The organism is uncultured Campylobacter sp. (genome assembly GCF_905372745.1).
Classification (GTDB): Bacteria; Campylobacterota; Campylobacteria; order Campylobacterales; family Campylobacteraceae; genus Campylobacter_A.
Genome location: NZ_CAJPQR010000014.1, coordinates 24,921 through 47,143, shown reverse-complemented (window position 1 = coordinate 47,143; position 22,223 = coordinate 24,921). Strand labels below are relative to the sequence as shown.

The following is a 22,223-nucleotide window of genomic DNA, read 5'->3' as shown; positions in this document are numbered from 1 at the left end:
ACATTATACAATGATAAAAGTAAATATATACTATCTAAAAAAATAGTTGCATAAATTTTAGATTTCGTATGCGCTTTTAGTACTTTCTTTTTTCAGCAGCTCAATCCATTGACAAAATACAGCCCAAGGATTTTGAAAATGAAAATTTATGCAAATTATGATTCGCTCCTTCCAAAAGGATTGCTGTTTAGTATAAAGGATATAGAGGAGATGAACTTGATAAAATCTGATATGCTAAAGAAGTTGATTTACAATAGAGAAATAGAGGTGGTGAAGATCGGCACCAAGAATTTTATTAGTAGGCAAGTCTTGATTTTATTCTTAGAAAGCAACACTCTACCCGCCCTAAACTAACAAAACCGCTACAAATTAAGCAATATCACCCTTTTTATTTTACGCACTTACAAAACACCCCCCCTACTTCAACAAGGCACAAAGATCTCCACCTATGGCTAATCTGCCATGGGTGGATATGGGATCAAAATGAAAAAATTTCAATTATATATTATTTATATAAGCATATAGAAATATATCGCTACTTCACTTTTCAAGGAGCTAATATGGTAAATCGTTGCTTTTTACCAAATAAGAGGCCGTCTTGGATCAAAAGACTAATCCATAAACTATTACGTCTAAAACGCAAAAGGAATAGATATGAGTTCTAGCGTAGTCAGTATAGGCGATAGTTCACCGACGGCAGAAACAGGTTTTGGATATTTTCCAATCAACTGCGTAATTTTTAAATTATACTTTTAGGAGGCGTAAAATGGGAGTTTTTTTAGAGATAGTGATGGCTGTCGCTAAAATAATTAAGGATAGTATAGACGAATAACCTTGCTATTCATAACCGAAATAATAGTCGAAAGGAGAAACAAAAAATGACTATATCAAACGAACCGCTCACTAATGAGCAATTAGAGCAACTAGCTCCGTCTTTGTTTGCGGACGAACCGTATTTTGAAGCAAGCGACAAGTATCACTTTATATCTACGATCGACGTAATAAACGAGATCAGGGATTACGCTTGGTATCCCGTAGGCGTAAGCGAAGCAAACGTGAGAGACGAAAAGAAAGAGGGATTTCAAAAGCATTACGTAAGGTTTCGTCATCTAGACGATTTTTTAAACCCGGGAGAGAATGTAGTAGAGCTTTTGCTGTTCAATTCGCACGATAGAAGCAAATGCTTTAGTATAAGTGCGGGCGTATTTAGATTCGTTTGCGCTAACGGCCTAGTGGTATCAGACGAAGTATTCGAGTCTTACCAAATAAAACACTTGGGCGACAAAGAAAACGACGTATCGATCGCTATAAACAAAATAGCCAAAGCCAAATACGATATTTTGGACAAAATAAAGCTATTTAGCAAAATACCGCTAACCCAAGACGATAAAGCAAGCTTTGCCAAGGCTGCGATCCCGTTAAGATTTGAAAAGCATTTGGAGGTGGATTATAGAGATTTATTGGTTCCGCACAGAATAGAAGACGAGAAGGACGACCTATATACTACTTTTAACACCATCCAGGAACATTTGATTAGGGGCAACATTAGCGGAATTAACGCCGAAACGAATAGACGATTTACTAGCAGGATTATAAAATCGATTTCTACCGATACAGACATAAACAAGAAGCTTTGGAATATGGCAGAAGGCATCGCCAAGATTAAAGCTACTCAAAGCAAGTTGATAGCATAAGGCAGAAAAATGAAACTTATAAACTACAAGCTACAATCTGAGATAGAACACTTAAACGAAAATAAGCCTACACAAAATTTTAAAGAGTATCTTAAAGGCATCCTAGAAAACAATAGTACGAGCTACTTTCAAAAATGCGACTACTTAGGGTTATCTCTAGACGAGATTAAAAATAAGATAGACATTTTATCTCAAGACATACAAGAGCTTCAAACTCTGAAACGAAACTTAACACAAGCGCTAGAGATCGCAAAAGAGATAGCGGCGGAATTTTTTTTGGAAAACGGTATCGACAGAATAGACGGTAACGTAATCTCATCTTTAACTCTGATTAAAGAAAACGTAAAGACAAAAGATGAAATCAAGATTAAAGACGAGGCTGCGTTAATGAGCCTAGGCTACGTAAAATTTAGCCTTGACATGGAGGCCATAGAAGAAGGACTAAAAGACGGTAGACGAGATGAAATAAAGGATTTTGCGGAAATTTCGATCGTTAGCACCGTTTGCCCAGCCAAAATCAAGGTTAATAAAAAAAGAGACGTCAAACCTAACAATATCAATATGCTCCCAGTAGACGACGAGCTTCCAAAAGCCGTTTAAAAGGATATTAGATGTTTAACGAAAAACAAATTAAAATCCTGCAAGAAGAACTAGATAGCAGCAGGATAAGAACAAGAGAAAAAGCCGGTATTAAATTATCCTACTTGGAAGGTTTTGACGTTATAGAAGCGGCCAATAACATTTTTGGATTCGGGAGCTGGAGTTACAGTATCGTTTCGTTAGGACAAGTATCGCAAGAGACGAACAATAATCAAAACGCCGTCATTTGCTATAAAGCCGTAGTTAAGGTTGATGTCTTTAGCTTGGATCACTCCAAATACATTACTCGTCAAGATGTAGGATTTGGCACAGGGGTAGCCAAAAGTCTAGCAGACGCTCACGAAAACAGCGCAAAGGAGGCCGTAACCGATGCACTAAAAAGGAGTTTGCGGACATTTGGAAATCAATTCGGCAATTCTCTATACGACAAAAGCCGTAACTACGTTCCGCAAAATGCACAGCAAAACAATTTGTCAAAAGCTACCGTCAGCCTACACAAGCAAGAACAAAAACCTAACTTCTATACCAGACAGAACAACCTCAGCCAAACCGACGAGCAAACGACCTTACAAAATTTAGGTTTAGACATCGTCCAACGAAATGGATTTTTGCTAGTTACTGGGAAAGACGTATTTTCAAAAAAGGATACGATTAAATCTCTTGGCTTTAGATGGGACAACGGCAGCAAGCAATGGTATAAAGCCATTAACCCTAACGTTGCATAATAAATATACACTCAAAGTCCGATATGGGCTTTGAGTGTATATTAATATTTTACTTTTTTTGTTTTTGCCATAAGTACGTATATTAACTGATAATTTAAGACGTATAGAATATCAAGCCCTTAGCCAATCGGCTATATTGATTTCTATAGGCTTTGATTTTAGCATAATAAGTATTATTAATTAATTTAAAGTTATTAATAGATACAAAAATAGCTAAATATACGATCTGTAGTTATCTAAAATATCAAAGGAGTTAAATATGACAAAAAAACACTGTGGCAGAACAGAGAAGGCAAGAAAGCCTAAATGAATATGTAGATGGAATTATGCAAACTAATTCCAGGATAGACGTGATAAGGGTTGATTTGTATTATAGACAAGAAAATAGAGACGATGCTACATTGGAAAGCTTTGACAATGATATCAACCACTTGTACACCAATAAACGAGGCAATACGCTATTTAAAAATTCAAAAGGCTATATTATCAAAATGGAGCAAGGAGATAGTGGATATAACCACTTACACGCTCACGTAGTTATCTTTATGGATGGGCAAAATACTAGAGAGCAAACAACACCAAAGACAGCCAAACGTCTTTGCGACTATTGGAATAATAATATTACAAAAGGCAAAGGGTGTTCTCATAATTGCAATTTAGGAAAGTATAAGAATAATGGGCTGGGTAGAATTTGCTACGACGACAAAGAAAAAATACAAATTCTGAAAGAGAAAGTGCTGTCATATCTATGCAAAGGGGAGCAAAATATAGCCGGCAAAGATGGGAAAAGCTTTAGAGCCTTAAGGAGAGGCGTCATGCCGAAGAAAAACAATAAAGGCAGGCCTAGAAAAAATTAGTCTTTACTTTCTGTGCACGATACCAATAAATTTTATTAATAACATATAATTAAAAAATAATTAACAGTACCTATACGCCTAGGCGTATAGGTACTGGATATTTTACTGTTCGAATACCGCTTGAAATCTAGACAGTACATTATAGTATACATCTGCTAACATAGGAACGTCCAACTTAACTAATGCCTCCACTGCATACTCTCTTTGTCTCAGGTCTAGGTTAATTCCATATGCATAACCTATAAATTGACTAGCATTATTCACTAAGTCTAGATTTGGTTGTAGTTTCTCTACAGTAGCCATAGTTTCCGCTAATGATACAATTTGATTAGCCATTATAACCTTAACTTCTTTAATCTTCTTATCAGGAGACATTTTGTTAAAGTCTTCAATGTCGCTTAGAACTTCTTCATTATCACTTCTTAGATAAGCAGGTAACCCATAGTAGTCTAAGTTAGGTGGAATAATTCTAGCATCTATAGAACTTACTAAACCTAACACCATTACCAATGTAACAAATAACTTTTTCATCTTATCTTCCTATTCCAATGTTTTCGCTAAGCCTGATTGTTAAATCAGTACTTAGATTTATTAACTCGCCTAAGCTCAACTTTCCTAGATTATCAAGCTTTACGTTAGTGCCTTCTATATCTATGCCATAGCCTTTCTTTAAGAATCCAGCTACTGAATTGTAAGCATCTGATTCTGGATCAAGAAGTGTGTATCTAGTAAATGAATCTATCTGTAGAACTATTTGTGTTCTAAGTGATTCTTTTACATACTCCTCTTTTTCTTTCGGTGCCATGCTCGCTACTATATCCCGCTCGTTCTTACCCCTTGCCACAAACTCGGAGACTGGCATGCCAGTCCCGCTTAAGTTCGCCGGAACTACATCGGCAAACACCAATGTTAGTCCGGCTATTAATATTAGTAATAACTTTTTCACGCTACTCCCTTATTCTACTTCGAAAAACTTATATAGACGCCACGTCAATTCATTGCATATATCCTGAACTTGCAGTGTAGTGAATTTCTCAAACGCATATGCATACTCTGCTTCGTCGAGATCTTTATTAACGCCATATGCATTTTCGATAAATTGCGCAGTTCTAACCTTTAAATCATTCCCCGGAAACCTTTTATCAAGTGTATCTATTAGATATAACAACGCCTCTAACTGCTGATGTGCACCGCTGTTCATCATCGTGGCTTGATCTTTATTCGAGATCTTTTTAAGAGCCTTGGAGCTAGACTCTGCAAACACCTTCTTTACCACTTCAATAGGCTGACCGGTAGAAGATTCTATTGCTGCCAAATTAACGCCTGCATTTACACTTGAAGCTAAGGCAAGAACTGCCAACATTGAGATTACGAACTTTTTCATTTTACCCTCCTTATGGGTTATATTTAGAAATGTGGTTAACTGGATGTTCCGGTGACTAGACTTTTGCTCCTATATTACAATTGCTACCATCCAAAAACTACAAAAATAGAAGAAGATTGTTTGCTAAATAACAAAAAATATTTAAAATACTTTGAGTTAAAACGCTTTGCAATTATATCAAAATTTATACCGATCTTTTAAGCTCTTAGAACCGTCTAAACTTTTAGTGGCTACCTTACTCCTTGTCTCTAAGATCACGAAGGGTAAAATTGAGATTGGAAATTTGTTCGATTAGCCAGAACTTTTAAAGGATAGTGATCTTAAGGTGACAAAAATTGGATTTGAGAAAAATGTAAAAATTACTCAAAAACCAAAAAACTATCGTCTATAATAATAAAATAAATGTTCCAGAAAAAGCTTATGATTACGTAGTAAACGGCAAGAGTGCCATCGGATGGATAATGGTATAGTAAACTACCCAAATCTTTATAATGATAATACACGATATATTTTAGATTTGATGCTAAAAGTTATTGAAGTGAGCATTCGCAGCGTAGATTTGATAGCCAAAATACTAAAAATAAAAATTATACAAAAATAATCTTATATTCACTCGTTCGGTCAAGCCGAACGAGTGAATATTTTTTAAAAATAAAACATATTGACTTATACCTGAATTTCGTGTATAATCCTTAACTATGATAAAGAGTTTTGCAGACAAAGAGACCGAGCTTATATACAGTGAGACTTTTTCAAAAAAGTTTCCGCCCGATGTGCAGCAAAAGGCTTTGCGCAAACTCTTGATGATAAACAATGCGGATAATTTAAACGATTTGCGCTCTCCGCCGTCCAATCGCCTAGAAAAACTAATAGGCGATAGAAAAGACGAGTATAGTATAAGAATAAACGACAAATGGCGCATTTGTTTTAAGCTAGAAAACAAAAACGATTTTTGCGACGTGCAAATAGTGGATTATCATTAAGGAGTAGTTATGGATAGAATACCTCTTCCTACGATAGGAGAAATTTTAGCTAGCGAATTTATGGAACCTTACGGCCTATCGGCATATAGACTAGCCAAAGATATAGATTTACCGGTTTCTCGCATACAAGATATTTTACATGGAAGACGCAGAGTATCTATAGATACGGCCTTGAGGCTCTCAAGATACTTCTCGATGTCCGACGGATTTTTTATTAATTTACAAAGCGATATAGAGCTAAGAGAAAGCAAAAATAGGCAAAAAGCCGAGCTGGAAGCCATAAAACCGATAAGCGTTATTAGCGCGTAAATATTTTATCAGTGGCAATAGATTTTATTTTTTTACTCTTCTAAAAAAATCATCTAGGCTTTCGGCAGCCACTTCTCTTCTGACCTTTGAATATCTTTTTGTAACATTTGTAGAAGTATGGCCTAGTATAGAAGCTATCTGCTCTAACGTTTTACCCTCCGAAACCAAAACTCCGCCTATCAAGTGCCTTAAATCGTGAATTCTAATTTTTATCCCAAGCTTTGCTAATATCTTTTCCCAATGAGGTCTGATTGTATTTTTATCTATTTTTTTACTCTTATCTGTTATGGCGTGAAATATATAGCCGCTTTCTTGCCTATCTATATTTTTAAGGGTTTCTAAAAGCTCATTGCTTAATTTATAAGTCATAGGCTTTCTAACTTTATTATTTTCGTATCTAATATTATATATGCCATTTGGTATATTTATGTCTCTCCATTCTAAACTCAAAACCTCATTTAGTCTTCTGCCATGCGAAAGCCACACAAATATACTTCTAAACGGTTCTACCGGATAACCATATAGCGCATCGTATAGTTCCCTTATTTTTTCGTCATCTAGCTCAATATTTACCTGGTTGTCAAATTTAGGTATTTGAATCAAGCTAGCTGGGTTAGTTTTAACCATACCCTCCAAAACATACAGGTTAAACATAGGCCTAAGAGCTTCTTTAACAGATTTTGAGGTTCTAGGGCTCATACCTAGATCTAGCATTTTATTCACTATGCTTTGCAGCATTTCGGTGGTAATGTGGGTTATAGGCGTTTTGGCTAGCTTAGAATCAGACAGTATCCATTTATTTGTAAATAGATTATAGGAAGCAAGCGTATTTGAGGATAGTTGATTTTTCTTCATATCCATATATCTGCCCCACGCCTGACTTAATGTCGGTATTTTTATTTTTATCTCTTTATGCTTACCCTCTTTGAGCTTACTCAAAAGCCCTTCTCTTTTTGACGCCACCTCCTTGATCGCCTGCAAGAAAGTGATTTTTTTATTAAAAGAATACGTCTTCTTAGTTTGAGTTCTCATGCCGCTAATATTTACAATAGTAATTCTTAATATCAGTTTATAGTCTCTACTAATGTAAGTTGGGGCTTTTACGATCTCTTTTCCAGCGAACAAATCGTCATTATTTACAAAATATATGTTTTTACAATCCGCATTATCAAGATTGACTTTAATCAGCTTATCTGCCACAGCAAAATCCTATATCTATATGATCAAATTTTTGTTAGGGTACACATTAGGGTACACATTTTTATAGCAAATTGTATAAAATTGTCACTTATAAGGAAATTATAAATATACTAAAATAGCGCAAAATAGGGTATTTATAGAAAGTTATAATAATCTATAGTTTAGTAAAGACCCAGACTCAAAATCTGGTAAGGGCAACCTTGTGTCGGTTCGAGTCCGACCTCGGGCACCATAGCATACAATTTACGCATTTAAAATCCCTGGGATACAGCATTCTAAATAGAGCTTCCGCTCAACTGGCAGTAGAAAACAGCCTTGATTACTATACAAAATTTACTATGTAGCCGTTTCTACCTAGTTGAAGTAAAGTAAACATAAAATAACGGACGATATGTTAAAATAGCTCGCAAAGCGCCTAAAATACGATATTTTAAGAAAAATAAAAATACGAAAGTACGCGGATATAATTACTTTTTAGGGAAACCAAACCAAAATTAAAACCCTCAAAAAGGAGACAAAATAAAAATCCATGACAACAAAGAGTTTGCCCACAACCCGCATGCTGTTATATTGTCTCGCAAGCCAAAGTACAAAAAATGCGAAATGCTTGATAGCTCGCAATTATAAAGCCGGCAAAAGCGATCATAGGCGCAAGTCCTACTACGCCGACGAATGACTTTCAATTGGCTTACAATAAAAAACTCTTATTTAATTTTAAATTGCCTTATTGTTAAATTTCTATCGTAAAACCAAAAATTTTAATAATATTTAATCTATTTAAGTAAATTTATTGTAAAATCTCGCCCAAATTTTATAAAAAGGCAAACGATGGACACCTATATTATTCCGGCAGAAGTAAGCGTCAAAGACGCGGAATTTTTTAGGCAAAAATGGCAAGAATATAAAAGCGGCGAGCTTGATTTTAAGGGTTTTGAGAAAATTCGCGTGGCGTTTGGGATATACGAACAGCGCGTAAAAGACAGCTACATGGCGCGGGTAAAAACGCACGGCGGCGGCGTTGGCGCTAAAGAATTCGCACGCCTCGGCGAGCTTTGCAAGCGCTACGCCAACGGATTTTTGCATCTATCTACGAGAGCTAGCATTCAGCTTCATTTCGTAAAAGACGACGAATTTATAGAGCTTGAAAACGAGATCGCCGCGATAAATATGACTACACGCGGCGCATGCGGGGATTGCGTTAGAGGCGTGGTTTGCGACGCGCTAGCGGGAGTCGCCAAAGACGAGGCTTTTAACGTCCTTCCCTACGCAAACGCTATTACTAGCATGCTTATCGGCAGAGCCGATTCTTACGGACTTTCTAGGAAATTTAAAATCGCTTTTTCCGGCTCCAAGGCCGACCGAGCAAACGCGACTATCACGGACGCGGGCTTTGTAGCAACCAAAAAAGACGGCAAAAAAGGCTTTATAGTCTACGTCGCTGGCGGAATGGGCTCAAAACCGCGCCTAGGCGATAAATTTAAAAGCTTTATCCCCGCAAACGAAGCCTTTTTATACGCGCAAGCCATCAAGCTCGTGTTTGCTAAAACCGGCGATTACGAGCATAGAAACTCCGCCCGCCTGCGCCATGCCGCCGAGAAGATAGGAAAAGAGACGATTTTTAAAATGATCGAGGACGAGGTCGCAAAAATTAGAGTTTCAAGCGAAAAATGGAAACTGGATATCAAAGAGCCAAGGGGCGTTAAGCCGCTAGTAAGCGAGCCTCGCGTTAGATTTTCCGCCGCGCAAAAAGCATGGGTACAAAACTACGTAACCGCGCAAAAACAAAAAGGCTATTACTACGCCGTAGTGCCGTTTTTATGGGGTAACGTGCGCGGAGACGATGCGATAAAGCTATCAAAAGCGCTTATTAAACTCGGCCTAAAAGATTCGCTTTTTATAAGCCGAGACCAGCATATAATCTTAAAAAATCTCAAAAAGACCGATCTTATCGCACTTTATCCCGTTATCGCGGAGATTTCGCCTATGAGCGCCGATCCGCGCGTGTTTGCAAACATGACTCCGTGCACGGGCGCATCGACCTGTCGGCTAGGAATTTGCCGTCCAAAAGGCGCCGTGGAGGCTATCCACGATCATATTAGAAACAGCGATTTAGACTTTTCTCTTTTAAAAGATATCGTTATTAAAATGTCGGGCTGTCCAAACTCCTGCACCGCTCATCAAAACGCAAATTTAGGCTTTATGGGCGGCACTAGGCGCGAGGACGGCAGGTCGCTTCCTTATTACAGCGTATTTGCCGGAGGCGAGCTAAAAGAAGGCAAAAGCAAATTCGGCAAAAAAGTAGGCGGCGTGGCCGCTTATCACGTGCCTGAATTCGTCTACCAAACGCTTAAAAGATTTACGCAAGTAAAATCCGAGTTTAAAAATTTTAACGACTGGGTCGATAACGGCGGAGATAACGTCATAGCTGAGCTTTGCGGGCTGTATCAGCGAGTGGGGACGTTTGAGGAAAACCCGAGGGCGTATTATGACTACGGCGCGGACGCGCTTTTTGGCGAAACGCTAAAAGATAAAATTTAATGACCCTACCAGTAGCCCTTACTCCCAAAAGCGCGCTTTTAATCGGAGCCGGAAAGGTCGCGCGGCAAAAATTTTTAGCTCTAAAAGCGGCTAATTGGGAGTTCGAAATTTTAGCCGAAAAAATTTTAGAGCCGTTTTTTGCCGATAAAAACGTAAAAATCCGCAAGCTAACGCGACAAAATTTGGGCGAAACTTTAAGCGGTTTTGAAATGATAATAGACGCTAGCGGAGATGAAAATTTAGGGCAAGCTTTATTTAGCGAGCGTAAAAGCTTAGGCTATTTGCTAAACGTAGTCGATAAGCCTGCTCTAAGCGATTTTTATTTTACCGCAAACGCGCATTTAGGCGAGCTTAGCGTAGGCGTTAGCACTAGCGGCGCAAGTCCTAGCCTAGCCGTGCTCGTAAGGGATAAAATAGCTAAAATTTTGCCTAGGAATCTAGCGGATTTTATCCCGAAGCTAAAACTGGCTAGGCTTGAGGCGATTGAAAATTTTAACCCGCAAAAGGCCGAAATTTTAAAACCGAAGTGCCGCGAAAATTTAGGCAAAGTTTTTTTAATCAGCTGCGGCAGCGGCAGCCTTCAAAATCTCACCTTAGGCGCGCTTGAAGCGTTTGAGCTGCTAGACGTAGCTCTAAGCGATAAACTAGTCGGCGAGGATACGCGCGAAATTTTACGAAATTTAGGCGTAGAGATTATTAACGTAGGCAAGGGCAAAGACGAAGATAGCGCGACGCAAGAGCAGATAAACGCCCTTATGCTAAGCCTGGCAAAAGAAGGCAAGACCGTCGGGCGGTTAAAAGGCGGCGACGCGAGCTTGTTTGGCAGAGCGTTTGAGGAGATGAGCTTTTTAGAGGAAAACGGCGTAGAGTTTGAGCTAATTAGCGGCGTTAGTTCGGTTTTTGCGGGATGCGCTAGCGCGCTTATTACGCCTACGATTAGAGGCGTTAGCAGCGGCGTTTTGATAGTCTCGGCGCATCTAAAAGGCGGCGCGATAAACACCGCTTGGCTTGAAATTTTAAAGACGCGAGACGTTACGACGGTCGCGCTTATGGCGCACGCTTACGCGGGCGAAATTTTAAATGCGGCAAGCAAGCTAAATTTAGACCTAGATACGCCGGCGGCGTTTGTTTCAAATATAGATAGAGCGGATGAAAAAGTAATCATCGGACGAATAAAAAATTTAGAATCTATGGCGCTAAAATGCACCCGTCCCGCGATTTTAATAATCGGCCCCGTCGTCGAAAAATCGCTAAGCTTGAAACCAAAATGCGAAAGGATATCGGTTGAATAAAATTTTAATCTTTTTAGCGCTTATAAATTTTGCCGCCGCGCAACAGCTTTTAAACGTCTCTTACGATGCTACGCGGGAGCTTTTTAAAGAATATAACGCGCTTTTTATTAAATACTACGAGCAAAAAAGCGGCAAAAAGATTAAAATTTTACAAAGCCATGGCGGTAGCGGCGCGCAGGCTAGGATGCTAATAGACGGATTAAAAGCCGACGTCGCGACGCTAGCTCTTGCTTACGACATTAATGCCGTCGCGCAAAAAAGCGGCGTTTTGGACGCTTCGTGGCAAGAAGAGTTCCCGCTAAACTCCGCGCCTTACAACTCCACGATCGTATTTTTGGTTAGAAAAGGCAATCCAAAAGGCATAAAAGACTGGGACGATCTAGTAAGAAACGACGTAAAAATCGTAACGCCAAATCCCAAAACATCAGGCGGCGCGAGGTATAACCACCTAGCCGCATACGCCTACGCCGCGGCTAAATTTGACGGCGACGAGGATAAAATTCGAGAGTTTTTGGTTAAACTTTACGCCAACGCTCCCGTACTAGACGCAGGCGCTCGCGGATCGGCGAACACTTTCATACGCCGCGATATCGGCGATGCGATGATCGCTTGGGAAAACGAAGCGTATCTTAGCAAAGCAAGGCTAGGAGAGGACGAGTTTGAGATTATTTACCCGAGCCTTAGCATCCTAGCGCAGCCTCCTGTCGCGGTTTTAAGCAAAAACGCCACCGCAAACGGCAACGTCCCGCTTGCCCGCGAATATCTGGCGCGCCTTTATTTGCCCGATGCGCAGGAGATTATCGCAAAAAATTTCTTCCGCCCGACGGACGAAAACGTCGCTAAAAAATACGAGAAAATTTTCCCGCGAATAAATTTAATAAGCATAGAGAGCTTTGGCGGCTGGGACGCGGCGCAAAAGCGGCATTTTAGCGACGGGGGCGAGTTTGATAAAATTTACGAGATCGTAGTAAAGGGCAAAAAATGAGAAAATTTTTACTTAAAAAGCCCTCTATTTTGCCGGGATTTAATATCTGCTTCGGTCTTGGCGCTAGCTACGTTTGCTTTTTGGTTTTACTGCCGCTGGCGGCTCTGGGCGCTTTTAGCTTTAAGGGCGGCATAGGCGAAATTTTAGCCGTTATTAGCGATCCTCGCGTATTATCGGCGCTTAAATTTTCATTTATGGCTTCATTCGTCGCCGCCGCGATAAATTCGCTTTTCGGTTTTATTATCGCGTGGTGCCTGGCGCGTTACGAATTTTGGGGCAAGAGCTTTATTAGCTCGCTTATAGATATTCCTTTTGCGCTGCCTACGGCGGTGGCTGGGATTTGCCTGGCGTATTTATTCTCGCACGGCGGCGTTATGGGCGCTGCGCTTTTAAGGCTCGGTATAGATTTGCAAGGGGCGGATTTTACTTGCGTCGTAATCGTTTTGGTATTCGTAAGCATGCCGTTTGTAGTGCGAACGACGGAGCCTGTTATAAAAGATTTTGACAAACAAGTGCTTGAAGCGGCCGAAAATTTAGGCGCGAATTTTTGGCAAATTTTTAGGCTAATAATGCTTCCAAGCCTGCTTCCGTCCTTGATAACGGGTTTTGCGCTAGCCTTTGCCAGAGGCCTTGGCGAATACGGCTCGGTCATTTTTATTTCGAGCAACATCCCATTTAAAAGCGAAATTTTACCCGTTTTAATCGTCTCGCGCCTAGATAGTTTTAATTATCAAGAAGCCGCCGTAATCGGATTTTTCATGATTTTAGTAGCGTTTACCTCGCTATTTTTGATAAATTTCATACAAAAAAAGGTCGCAAAATGAGCGAACCGAAAATTTTAAAGCCCGTTTTGCTTTTAATTAGCGCCGCGTTTTTATTCGTTTTTATCGCGCTTCCGCTTTATACCATCGTATCAGAAGCCCTAAAAGACGGGCTTAGCGGCTATTTTGGCGCGATTAGCGACGACTATGCGCTTAGCGCGGTAAAGCTTAGCCTGCTTTGCGCGGGATTTTGCGTGGTTATAAATACCGTATTTGGCGTTATGATAGCCTACGCGGCGGCGAAATTCGAGTTTCGCGGCAAGACGGCGCTACTTACGCTTTTAGATATGCCATTTGCCGTTTCGCCCGTTATTGCGGGGCTAATGTTCGTGCTGCTTTTTGGAAATAGCGGCTTTTTGGGAAAATTTTTTAGCGCGTTAAATTTCGACGTGATTTTTGCGCTGCCGGGGATTTTACTAGCTAGCGCATTCGTTACCTTTCCATTTGTAGCCAAGGAGACGCTTTTGTTAATGCAAGAGCAAGGAAATAGCGAGGAAGAGGCGGCGTTTAGTTTGGGTGCTAGCGGACTTCGCACGTTTTTTAGCGTTACGTTGCCGAACATAAAATGGGGGCTATTTTACGGCGTAGTGCTAACAAACGCCAGAGCGATGGGCGAATTCGGCGCCGTGGCGGTCGTAAGCGGCAAGATAATCGGGCTAACTACCACGATGCCCCTTTATATAGAAATTTTATATAGCGACTATCTTTACGTAGCGGCTTTTAGCGTAGCTAGCTTGCTGCTGCTGCTCTCGGTAGTCACGCTGGCGCTAAAATTTTTAGTTCAAAAAGCTAGCAAAAGGAGCTAAATGGGTATAAAAATATCGAATTTAAATAAAAATTTCGGCGATTTCGTCGCGCTTAAAAACGTAAATTTAGAGATAAACAAAGGCGAGCTAACCGCGCTTTTAGGACCTAGCGGTAGCGGCAAAACGACGCTGCTTCGCATAATCGCGGGCTTAGAAAACGCAGGTAGCGGCGAAATCTCGTTTTTCGGCGAAAACGTCAGCCGCAAAAGCATAAAAGAACGCGGCATAGGCTTTGTTTTTCAACACTACGCGCTATTTAGGCATATGAGCGTGTTTGATAACATAGCGTTTGGACTAAACGTCCGTCCAAAAGCCTCGCGCCCTAGCAAAGACGAGATAAAGCAGCGCGTCATGCACCTGCTAAAAATGATCCAGCTAGAAAGCTTAGCGGGGCGCTTTCCCGATGAGCTAAGCGGCGGGCAAAAACAGCGCGTGGCGCTAGCTAGGGCGCTAGCGGTGGAGCCTAAAATTTTGCTGCTAGACGAGCCGTTTGGGGCGCTGGACGCAAAGGTTAGAGCCGATCTGCGCAGGTGGCTAAGAAAACTACACGACGAGATTCACATTACTAGCGTGTTCGTTACGCACGATCAAGAAGAAGCGCTAGAAGTAAGCGATAAAATAGTCGTGATGAATAAAGGCGAGATCCAGCAAGTAGGCACGCCCGTAGACGTTTACGAAAAACCGGCCAATCCTTTCGTGTATAGCTTTTTAGGCAACGTAAATCTCTTTCGCGGCAGAGTGGGCGCGGATGGTATAGTAAGCGACGAGAGCGCGGGAGATCTGCTTTTCGTGCGGCCTCACGAGATAGAGCTTGGCTTTGAATACAGCGCCGGCTCTAAAAAAGGCGAGATCGTGCATAGCCGAATTTTAGGCTCTCGCATTAGGCTTGATATTAAGATGCAAGAGAGTGCGGATATGGTCGAAGTCGATATCACGAGTGCGAAATTTAAAGACATAAAAGAGAAAAATTTAAAATTCGTATATCTAAATTTTACTAGCGTGCATAGCTACTCGCAAGAAGACGGGAGTTTTTGTGATTACTACATATAATGAAGCGACGTCGCGTTTAGCGGCGGTTTTGGCAGAGATAAAGGGGCGCGTCGCGCTGGCCTTTTCGCACCAGATAGAGGACTGTATCGCGATAGATATGGCTCTAAAATCAGGCTTTGATCTAGATAGGCTTGAAATTTTTACCCTCGATACGTATAAGCTTTTTAAAGAGAGTTTAGAGTATCAAAAAGAGGTAGAGAAATTTTTTGGTATCAAGATAAAAACATACGCTATTAGCGGCGAGACGCTAGCCCGAGTGGACGAAAAGATCGGGCAATGGGGCATGAGAGATAGCGTAGAAAACCGCAAATTTTGTTGCCACCAACGAAAAATGATCCCTTTGCGCGAGGCGCTAAACGAAAAAGAGGCGTGGATAAGCGGCATACGCGCGGCGCAAAGCGTAACTAGAACGGGCGTTAGCTTGTGCGAAACGGACGCGAATTTTAATTTAAAAAAAATCAACCCGCTATTTGATTTTAGCGACGAGTTTATGTGGGGCGTAGCGCGAGAGCTAAATTTGCCCGTAAACGAGCTTTATGCGAAGGGGTACGCCAGTATCGGCTGCGAACCCTGTACCCGCGCGATAAAACCGGGCGAGGACATACGCGCGGGCAGGTGGTGGTGGGAAGATCCTAACCATAAAGAGTGCGGGCTACATATAAAAGGGCGAGATTAAATTTTGTAGCCGGCGGCTCGTCTTGCAAGCGCTTTTGAAATAGATTTTTGCTTTTCTTTGCTCGCAACTGCAAGCAGAAGAAAATTTTAATCCGCGACAGGATTTATACCTAGTCTCGATTAAATTTTTTGCACGACTTTCAAATCCGTCTCGCGATACTTCGCCTTAGCTTTTTGCGCCCGAATTTGAGGTCAAATTCGGCTAAATTTCGTAAATTTAGCTTTAAATTTTACGCGCCTAGACCGCGTTTTGACGGCGCTAAATTTAGCTGTGTCGCCGATGCAAGCGCGCAAAAAGCAGAAGCTGGCATTTGCAAGCGAAGTTAGCGAAAAAACAAGCGGACGGACGAATGAGCGAGCTAAAAAGCCCAAATTTAAACGGCGAATTTTAAGTCGCCGCTAAAAAGCAGTTAAATTTAAGAAAAAAGGAGAAATATGCAAAATTTAACCCATCTTCAAGCCCTAGAAGCGCAGTCGATACATATAATGCGCGAAGTGGTCGCGGAGTTTAAAAATCCGGCGATGCTTTATAGTATCGGTAAGGATAGCTCCGTGATGCTGCACTTGTTGCAAAAGGCGTTTTATCCCGCCGTTCCGCCCGTGCCGCTGGTACATGTCGATACGCTGTGGAAATTTCGCGAGATGATAGAATTTCGCGACCGCAGAGCCAAAGAAAGCGGTATGAAGCTAATCGTCTATGTAAATCCAAAAGGCGAGCAGATGGGCATTTCGCCTTTTATACACGGCAGCTCCATGCACACGGATATCATGAAAACTCAGGGGCTAAAACAGATGCTAGATACGTATAAATTTGACGCGGTTTTCGGCGGAGCTAGGCGCGACGAGGAAAAGTCCCGCGCAAAAGAGCGTATTTACTCCTTTCGCGATAAATTTCACCGCTGGGACCCTAAAAATCAGCGCCCAGAGCTATGGAATATCTACAACGGCCGCATAAAGGAAAATGAAAGTATCCGCGTATTTCCGCTTAGCAACTGGACCGAGCTTGATATTTGGCAGTACATAATGCTTGAAAATATCCCGATCCCAAGCCTATATTTTGCCAAAGTCCGCCCCGTCGTGGAGTATAAGGGCGCTAAAATTTTAGTAGACGACGAGCGAATGCCCGCACAGCTTAGAGCCTCTGCCAAAGACGAGCTGGTGCGCTTTCGCACGCTAGGTTGCTATCCGCTAACGGGCGCTATTAGCTCAGCAGCCGATACGCTAGAAAAGATCGTAGCCGAGCTTTTGGTAGCAAACAGCGGCGAGCGCCAAGGTAGGCTCATAGACTCAGACGAAGGCTCGTCGATGGAAGCAAAAAAACAAGAGGGGTATTTTTAATGGATTTGAGGGAATTTTTAAAACGAAACGAGAGCGTAGATATTTTGCGCTTTATCACGTGCGGTAGCGTAGACGACGGCAAATCTACGCTAATAGGCAGGTTGCTTTACGACGCCAAGGGCATCTTTGAAGACCAGCTAAACGGCGCTAGAAACGAACGCGGCGAGATAGATTTCGCAAATTTAGTAGACGGACTAGCCAGCGAGCGCGAACAAGGCATCACGATCGACGTGGCGTATAGATTTTTTAGCACCGATAAGAAAAAATACATCATCGCCGACACCCCCGGCCACGAGCAATACACCAGAAATATGGCGACTGCCGCGAGTACGGCGGACGTCGCGGTCATTTTAATCGACGCTAGAAAAGGCGTTTTAACGCAGAGCAAACGCCACTCGTTTATCGCTAGCTTGCTAGGCATTAGGCACATTATAGTAGCGATAAATAAAATGGATCTGATGGATTTTAGACAGGACGTTTTTGAGGCCATTAAGAGCGATTATCTAAAAATGAGCCGAAATTTACCTCATAGCGAGCGGATAAAATTCGACTTTATCCCAATTAGCGCGCTAAACGGCGATAATATCTTAAAAAATAGCGAAAATACGCCGTGGTATAAAGGACTCGCGCTACTGCCGACGCTAGACGCGCTAGACATTAGTCCGGACCGCCCTAACGAGTTTAGATTCGCCGTGCAGTACGTAAATCGCCCGCATCTAAATTTCCGCGGCTACTGCGGCACTATAACGGGCGGCGAAATACGCGAAAACGACGAAGTAGTCGTACTACCGTCAAATAAAAAAGCGCGCGTAAAATCCATAATAACGACCGATAACCTAGACCTTGGCGTCAAAGGCAAAGACGACGCGTTTAAAACCGCGTCCCAGGCCTTTGCGCCCCAAGCTATCACGCTTTGCCTCGACCGCGAGGTAGACGTTAGCCGCGGCGATATGATAGCAAAACCTGCAAATTTGCCGCGCGTGACGCGAAAATTTAACGCAAATATCGTCTGGATGAACGAAGCGCCGCTAACGCCCGGCGAGCAATATCTAATCAAAATCAACTCAAACTTGATAAACGCGCAATTTGACGAAATTTTATATAAACGCGACGTCAATAATTTTGAAAAGCTTAAAGCCCGGCGCTTAGAGCTAAACGACATCGCAAAATGCGCCGTGAGCCTAGATAAGAGCGTATGCGCGGATTTATACGAGCAAAATCGCCAAAGCGGCTCTTTTATCGTGATCGACCGCTATACCAACGCGACGCTTGGCGCGGGTATGATAACGGAGTTTTTAGGCGATGGGCATGACTGCGAATTTGACGCCAAAAACGCTTCAAACTGCGAGTATAGCGACGCCGAAAGGGAGCTAAACGCTTACGTTAGAAAATTTTATCCCGAGTGGGGATGCAAACAAATTTAGCCCGCTTCCGCTCAAACGGGCGGGCTAGTCCGCCCTCGGCGCTTCAAATCGTAACTACGCCGCCGCATTAAGCAAATAAAGCCCAAAAACGCGAAAATACCAAAATACGCGTAAGGGGCCTAAAATTTTCGCTTATTTATCTTTAAACCAAAATTTTAAGCTATTTGTCATAAAGATGCCTAAAATTTACTTTTGCCTCTTAAAAATACCGGCTTGATTAAAATTTACCGAATTTTAGCAGCAAGGCTCGGCCTATTTGCGCGAACCGAAAATAGCGGTAAATTTAAAGTCGGTTTTTGGATATAGGCAATAAACTCAGCCCCGCAAGCGAGGCTAAATTTAATAAAATTTCAAAAGTTATTTTGCAACGAACGCATTTTTTAGCACGTCTTCGATGACGTCCACGGGTAAAATTTGCATATCGTTTTTGACGTCTTGCGGGATATCGCCCAGATCGCGTTCATAGTTTTTACGCGGTATCAGAGCGGTTTTGATACCGGCCTTATGCGCGGCGATGAGCTTTTCTTTTAGCCCGCCGATAGGCAGCACGCGGCCGCTTAGCGTGATCTCGCCCGTCATCGCTACGTCGCTTCGCACTTTGGTATCCGTTAGGATCGAGGCGATCGCCGTCACCATCGTGATACCCGCGCTCGGCCCGTCTTTTGGCGTAGCACCCTCGGGCACGTGGATATGCAGATCGTATCGGCGATAAACTTCGCTAGGGCTTAGCTCTTTTTTCACGCCGTCTTTGACGTCTTCCGGTAGGCTTGGGATGATTTTAGAGGGTACTTTTATCTTTTTAGCGTCGATCAGCACTTTAACGAGGCTAAATGCAATATACGCGCTTTCTTTCATCACCTCGCCCAAAGACCCGGTTATCTGCAGGCCGCCTTTACCCTGTATGCGTATGGCTTCGATCTTTAGCACGTCGCCGCCCACGCTCGTCCACGCTAGCCCGTTTACCTGCCCGATTTGCGGTTTTTTGTCCGCATGCTCGATTTCGTAAACCTTCTTTTCTAAAAACTCGCTTAAATTTTTAGTCGTTACGGTTATCTTTTGCGCCTCGCCCCCTAGCAGCCTTTTTGCCGCCTTTCTAAAGATATCGGCCAAACGGCGGCGCAGGTTTCGCACCCCGCTTTCTCGCGTGTAGTCTGAGATGATGAGGCTTAGCACGTCTTTGCCTAGAGTCACTTCGCCGGGCTTTAGGCCGTGTTTTTTTAGCTCTTGAGGGATTAGATATTTTTTAGCGATCTCAAATTTTTCCTGCGGAGTGTATGAGCTAAGCTCGATAAACTCCATCCTGTCGCGCAGTGCAGGCGGTATGGCGCCGACGTCGTTTGCCGTCGCGACAAAAACAACCTTGCTCAGATCGATATTAAAATTTAAATAATAATCCCTAAATTTGTTATTTTGCTCAGGGTCTAGGATCTCTAGTAGCACCGCCGTCGGGTCGCCGCGAAAGCTCCTACCGACCTTATCGATCTCGTCTAGCACGATGACGGGATTCATCTGTTTTGCCTCTATCAGACCCTGCACGATGCGGCCCGGCATCGCGCCTATGTAGGTGCGGCGGTGCCCGCGCAGCTCGTTTACGTCCTCAAGACCGCCCAGTGCCACGCGCACTAGCTCGCGCTTTAGCGCCCTTGCTATGGAGTTTGCCAGGCTCGTTTTACCGACGCCCGGAGGCCCCGCAAAGCATAAAATCGCTCCGTTATTTACCTTGCCCGCGACTCCTCGTAGCTGCAAAAGCTCGCGCAGAGCAAAGTACTCCTCTATCCTATCCTTTGGCCTTTCAAGCCCGTAGTGATCAGCATTTAGCTGCTTTGCGACTTCCTGCACGCTTAGTTTTTTATTTGCCGTATTTTCAAACGGCACTTCGATTACCCAGTCCAGATAGCTTTGTATCGTGTTTGCGTCGGCAGAATCAGGATGTATGCGCGATAGCTTGTCGATTTGTTTTTTTATCTCCTTATATGCATCCTCGCCCATAAATTTCTTTTTAGCTTCCAGCTTCTTACGGTACTCCTCGATCTCCTCCTCGCGGCTGGTATCTGAGCCGAGCTCTTGCTGTATCTGCTTTAGCTGCTCTTTTAGAAAGTACTCTTTATTTACCTTATCTATTTTTGAGTGAGCCTTGTTTTTTATCTCGCGCTGTAGTTTATTTGCCTCGATCTCCTCGATAACGTAGTCGATGAGCTTTAGCAACTTTTGCTCCAAATTTTCCTCGATAAAAAACTCGTACGCCGTTTTTTTCTTTAGTCTTAGCGAGCTTAAAATCAGATCGCAAACGCGGCTAGGCTCGGCGCTCTCTTCTATCGTTTTTAAAAGATCGGGCGGGAAAAAGTGGCTAAGCGCGGCCAGATCTCGCACCTTTTCGCGAAGCACTGTTAGTAGCGCGTCGCTTTTAGTATTTTCGGGTCTTTTTTCGTGTAGCACGTCTACGACCGCTCGCAGCGGCTTTTGGCCTACTTTTGATACTATGCGGCCCTTGCTCGTACCTTGAAATAAAATTTTTACCCTGCCGTCTGGTAGCGGCACTCGCCTCATTACGGTGCCTATGACGCCCGCATCGTATACGGCGTCAAATTTCCTAGCACCTTCGTTTTGCGCCTTCGTCGGCACGACTAGGATGGGGCTCTGCGACTCGAGAGCCGAATTTAGCGCTTCGATATTTTCCTCGTCGCTTAAAAAAAGCGGCGTGATCATAAAAGGATACAAAAACAGCTCGTCTTCTACGATGACGGGTAGCTGCGCAGGGAACATTTTTGATTCGTAAATTTGCAAATTTAGCTCCTACTCAAATATTTTTCTATACCAAGGAAGCTGCGGAAGCACGATATTTGCATCGTTTAGAGGCGAGGCTTGCACCTTTTCTTTATAAATTTGCGCCGACTCGTCTCTGCCCGTGCGCTCGTATAGATCGGCTATTTGCACGTCTAGGTTGTAGATAGCGAGTTTAAATTTAACCAGCATAGTTTCGATCAGCGGGCGATACTGCGTGTTTGGGTAGACGTAGAGAAATTTTTCTATCTCGGCGATACTGTCTTGCATTAGCTTTTGGTTGCGATTGGGTTGCGAGAACGAATCAAAATTCGCCTTTATCTTCAGATACTGCGCAAATTCGCTCCTAGGGCCGCTATCGCCGTATCTTTTAAGGTATTCGTCCAGGTAAAAATTCGCCATCAGATACTCTTCGTCGTTGGCGTGAGCTTGGGCAAGGATTAGTAAAATTTGCTCCAAAAGCGGGCTAGCTACGTGCTCGCTAGACATCGCCGTGTAGTGCTTATCGGCGCTTTCTAGGTCGCGATTTTTTATATCGCCGATGATCTCGGAGTACCACTGATCGGGCGTTAGATTATATAGCTCGGTGTATTTGTCGGCACAACCGCCGATTAAACAAACAAAAAATACCGCAGATAAAAATTTGATCAAATTTTTCATACGTTCCCTTAAATTTTAAATTTTTTAAAACGGACTATTTTACCATTGTTTTTATTGCTTTTCGGTAAATTTCGGTTTTATTTATGCTTAAAAATAGAAAA

Annotated in this window: 22 protein-coding genes and 1 tRNA gene; 17 read left to right on the top strand and 6 right to left on the bottom strand. The window is 42.6% G+C overall.

Annotated features, from left to right (window positions below; genetic code table 11):
- Window positions 1–878: 878 nt before the first annotated feature.
- The 4 genes from QZ157_RS05655 (at window position 879) to QZ157_RS05640 (ending at window position 3,876) form a co-directional block, all read left to right on the top strand.
- Entirely contained in the window at window positions 879–1,694 is an 816-nt protein-coding gene (locus QZ157_RS05655; protein WP_295142935.1) for a DUF932 domain-containing protein, read from the top strand.
- Between the two features lie 9 nt (window positions 1,695–1,703).
- Window positions 1,704–2,294, top strand: coding sequence for a hypothetical protein (locus QZ157_RS05650; protein ID WP_295142933.1), 591 nt, complete (start codon window positions 1,704–1,706; stop codon window positions 2,292–2,294).
- Between the two features lie 11 nt (window positions 2,295–2,305).
- Window positions 2,306–3,019, top strand: coding sequence for a Rad52/Rad22 family DNA repair protein (locus tag QZ157_RS05645; RefSeq protein WP_295142931.1), 714 nt, complete (start codon window positions 2,306–2,308; stop codon window positions 3,017–3,019).
- A 275-nt stretch (window positions 3,020–3,294) separates the two neighbouring features.
- Window positions 3,295–3,876 carry an inovirus-type Gp2 protein gene (locus QZ157_RS05640; RefSeq protein ID WP_295142928.1) on the top strand — a complete coding sequence of 194 codons (582 nt, stop codon included), beginning with the start codon at window positions 3,295–3,297 and terminating at the stop codon, window positions 3,874–3,876.
- A gap of 102 nt (window positions 3,877–3,978) precedes the next feature.
- Here QZ157_RS05640 and QZ157_RS05635 read toward each other — a convergent pair whose 3' ends face one another.
- The 3 genes from QZ157_RS05635 to QZ157_RS05625 are packed head-to-tail and all read right to left on the bottom strand — an operon-like array spanning window position 3,979 to window position 5,260.
- Window positions 3,979–4,407 (bottom strand): hypothetical protein, encoded by a 429-nt coding sequence (locus QZ157_RS05635; RefSeq protein WP_295142925.1) that lies wholly within the window; start codon window positions 4,405–4,407, stop codon window positions 3,979–3,981.
- Between the two features lies 1 nt (window position 4,408).
- A complete protein-coding gene (locus QZ157_RS05630) occupies window positions 4,409–4,822 on the bottom strand; it encodes a hypothetical protein (RefSeq protein WP_295142924.1) in 414 nt (137 codons plus the stop codon).
- 9 nt (window positions 4,823–4,831) lie between these two features.
- Window positions 4,832–5,260 carry a hypothetical protein gene (locus tag QZ157_RS05625; protein WP_295142921.1) on the bottom strand — a complete coding sequence of 143 codons (429 nt, stop codon included), beginning with the start codon at window positions 5,258–5,260 and terminating at the stop codon, window positions 4,832–4,834.
- Between the two features lie 380 nt (window positions 5,261–5,640).
- Here QZ157_RS05625 and QZ157_RS10615 point away from each other — a divergent pair, with 380 nt between their 5' ends.
- The 3 genes from QZ157_RS10615 to QZ157_RS05615 all read left to right on the top strand — a co-directional run bounded on the left by QZ157_RS10615 (window position 5,641) and on the right by QZ157_RS05615 (window position 6,552).
- Window positions 5,641–5,730, top strand: a complete 90-nt coding sequence (locus QZ157_RS10615; RefSeq protein ID WP_363147837.1) for a hypothetical protein — start codon at window positions 5,641–5,643, stop codon at window positions 5,728–5,730.
- Window positions 5,731–5,958: 228 nt separating this feature from the next.
- Window positions 5,959–6,243 (top strand): type II toxin-antitoxin system RelE/ParE family toxin, encoded by a 285-nt coding sequence (locus QZ157_RS05620; RefSeq protein WP_295142919.1) that lies wholly within the window; start codon window positions 5,959–5,961, stop codon window positions 6,241–6,243.
- Between the two features lie 9 nt (window positions 6,244–6,252).
- Window positions 6,253–6,552, top strand: a complete 300-nt coding sequence (locus tag QZ157_RS05615) for a HigA family addiction module antitoxin (RefSeq protein ID WP_002948089.1) — start codon at window positions 6,253–6,255, stop codon at window positions 6,550–6,552.
- Window positions 6,553–6,576: 24 nt separating this feature from the next.
- On the opposite strand, the gene QZ157_RS05610 is transcribed toward QZ157_RS05615, so the two are convergent.
- Window positions 6,577–7,752, bottom strand: coding sequence for a site-specific integrase (locus QZ157_RS05610; protein ID WP_295142916.1), 1,176 nt, complete (start codon window positions 7,750–7,752; stop codon window positions 6,577–6,579).
- 152 nt (window positions 7,753–7,904) lie between these two features.
- On the opposite strand from QZ157_RS05610, the gene QZ157_RS05605 reads away from it, so the two are divergent.
- The 10 genes from QZ157_RS05605 (at window position 7,905) to cysN (ending at window position 18,681) form a co-directional block, all read left to right on the top strand.
- Window positions 7,905–7,984, top strand: a tRNA-Leu gene (locus QZ157_RS05605).
- A 596-nt stretch (window positions 7,985–8,580) separates the two neighbouring features.
- Entirely contained in the window at window positions 8,581–10,290 is a 1,710-nt protein-coding gene (locus QZ157_RS05600; RefSeq protein ID WP_295142914.1) for a nitrite/sulfite reductase, read from the top strand.
- A complete protein-coding gene (locus QZ157_RS05595; RefSeq protein WP_295142913.1) occupies window positions 10,290–11,582 on the top strand; it encodes an SAM-dependent methyltransferase in 1,293 nt (430 codons plus the stop codon). The genes QZ157_RS05600 and QZ157_RS05595 overlap by 1 nt, the downstream gene beginning before the upstream one ends.
- A complete protein-coding gene (locus QZ157_RS05590; protein ID WP_295142911.1) occupies window positions 11,575–12,567 on the top strand; it encodes a sulfate ABC transporter substrate-binding protein in 993 nt (330 codons plus the stop codon). Before QZ157_RS05595 ends, QZ157_RS05590 begins: the two co-directional genes overlap by 8 nt.
- Window positions 12,564–13,391, top strand: coding sequence for a sulfate ABC transporter permease subunit CysT (cysT, locus tag QZ157_RS05585; protein WP_295142909.1), 828 nt, complete (start codon window positions 12,564–12,566; stop codon window positions 13,389–13,391). Before QZ157_RS05590 ends, cysT begins: the two co-directional genes overlap by 4 nt.
- A complete protein-coding gene (gene cysW, locus QZ157_RS05580) occupies window positions 13,388–14,194 on the top strand; it encodes a sulfate ABC transporter permease subunit CysW (protein WP_295142908.1) in 807 nt (268 codons plus the stop codon). Before cysT ends, cysW begins: the two co-directional genes overlap by 4 nt.
- Complete coding sequence (locus QZ157_RS05575) at window positions 14,195–15,244, top strand: sulfate ABC transporter ATP-binding protein (RefSeq protein ID WP_295142907.1); 1,050 nt, start codon at window positions 14,195–14,197, stop codon at window positions 15,242–15,244.
- Window positions 15,228–15,920: a phosphoadenylyl-sulfate reductase gene (locus QZ157_RS05570; protein ID WP_295142906.1), complete on the top strand. Its 693-nt coding sequence runs from the start codon at window positions 15,228–15,230 to the stop codon at window positions 15,918–15,920. Before QZ157_RS05575 ends, QZ157_RS05570 begins: the two co-directional genes overlap by 17 nt.
- A 434-nt stretch (window positions 15,921–16,354) precedes the next feature.
- The gene (gene cysD, locus QZ157_RS05565) at window positions 16,355–17,257 is read left to right on the top strand and encodes a sulfate adenylyltransferase subunit CysD (protein WP_295142904.1); all 903 of its coding nucleotides are present in this window, start codon (window positions 16,355–16,357) and stop codon (window positions 17,255–17,257) included.
- Entirely contained in the window at window positions 17,257–18,681 is a 1,425-nt protein-coding gene (cysN, locus tag QZ157_RS05560; protein WP_295142902.1) for a sulfate adenylyltransferase subunit CysN, read from the top strand. Before cysD ends, cysN begins: the two co-directional genes overlap by 1 nt.
- A gap of 357 nt (window positions 18,682–19,038) precedes the next feature.
- On the opposite strand, the gene lon is transcribed toward cysN, so the two are convergent.
- Both lon and bamD read right to left on the bottom strand, forming a co-directional pair.
- Complete coding sequence (lon, locus tag QZ157_RS05555; protein ID WP_295142901.1) at window positions 19,039–21,465, bottom strand: endopeptidase La; 2,427 nt, start codon at window positions 21,463–21,465, stop codon at window positions 19,039–19,041.
- Window positions 21,466–21,474: 9 nt separating this feature from the next.
- Entirely contained in the window at window positions 21,475–22,122 is a 648-nt protein-coding gene (gene bamD, locus QZ157_RS05550; protein ID WP_295142899.1) for an outer membrane protein assembly factor BamD, read from the bottom strand.
- Between the last annotated feature and the right edge of the window lie 101 nt (window positions 22,123–22,223).

What these genes read in the sequence shown, in the direction of transcription:
- cysT (WP_295142909.1), top strand. Translation starts at nt 12,564, where the DNA reads ATGAGAAAATTTTTACTTAAAAAGCCCTCTATTTTGCCGGGATTTAAT.
- QZ157_RS05595 (WP_295142913.1), top strand. Translation starts at nt 10,290, where the DNA reads ATGACCCTACCAGTAGCCCTTACTCCCAAAAGCGCGCTTTTAATCGGA.
- QZ157_RS05625 (WP_295142921.1), bottom strand. Translation starts at nt 5,260, where the DNA reads ATGAAAAAGTTCGTAATCTCAATGTTGGCAGTTCTTGCCTTAGCTTCA.
- QZ157_RS05650 (WP_295142933.1), top strand. Translation starts at nt 1,704, where the DNA reads ATGAAACTTATAAACTACAAGCTACAATCTGAGATAGAACACTTAAAC.
- cysW (WP_295142908.1), top strand. Translation starts at nt 13,388, where the DNA reads ATGAGCGAACCGAAAATTTTAAAGCCCGTTTTGCTTTTAATTAGCGCC.
- QZ157_RS05600 (WP_295142914.1), top strand. Translation starts at nt 8,581, where the DNA reads ATGGACACCTATATTATTCCGGCAGAAGTAAGCGTCAAAGACGCGGAA.
- QZ157_RS05615 (WP_002948089.1), top strand. Translation starts at nt 6,253, where the DNA reads ATGGATAGAATACCTCTTCCTACGATAGGAGAAATTTTAGCTAGCGAA.
- QZ157_RS05575 (WP_295142907.1), top strand. Translation starts at nt 14,195, where the DNA reads ATGGGTATAAAAATATCGAATTTAAATAAAAATTTCGGCGATTTCGTC.
- QZ157_RS05620 (WP_295142919.1), top strand. Translation starts at nt 5,959, where the DNA reads ATGATAAAGAGTTTTGCAGACAAAGAGACCGAGCTTATATACAGTGAG.
- bamD (WP_295142899.1), bottom strand. Translation starts at nt 22,122, where the DNA reads ATGAAAAATTTGATCAAATTTTTATCTGCGGTATTTTTTGTTTGTTTA.
- QZ157_RS05635 (WP_295142925.1), bottom strand. Translation starts at nt 4,407, where the DNA reads ATGAAAAAGTTATTTGTTACATTGGTAATGGTGTTAGGTTTAGTAAGT.
- cysD (WP_295142904.1), top strand. Translation starts at nt 16,355, where the DNA reads ATGCAAAATTTAACCCATCTTCAAGCCCTAGAAGCGCAGTCGATACAT.
- cysN (WP_295142902.1), top strand. Translation starts at nt 17,257, where the DNA reads ATGGATTTGAGGGAATTTTTAAAACGAAACGAGAGCGTAGATATTTTG.
- QZ157_RS05645 (WP_295142931.1), top strand. Translation starts at nt 2,306, where the DNA reads ATGTTTAACGAAAAACAAATTAAAATCCTGCAAGAAGAACTAGATAGC.
- QZ157_RS05655 (WP_295142935.1), top strand. Translation starts at nt 879, where the DNA reads ATGACTATATCAAACGAACCGCTCACTAATGAGCAATTAGAGCAACTA.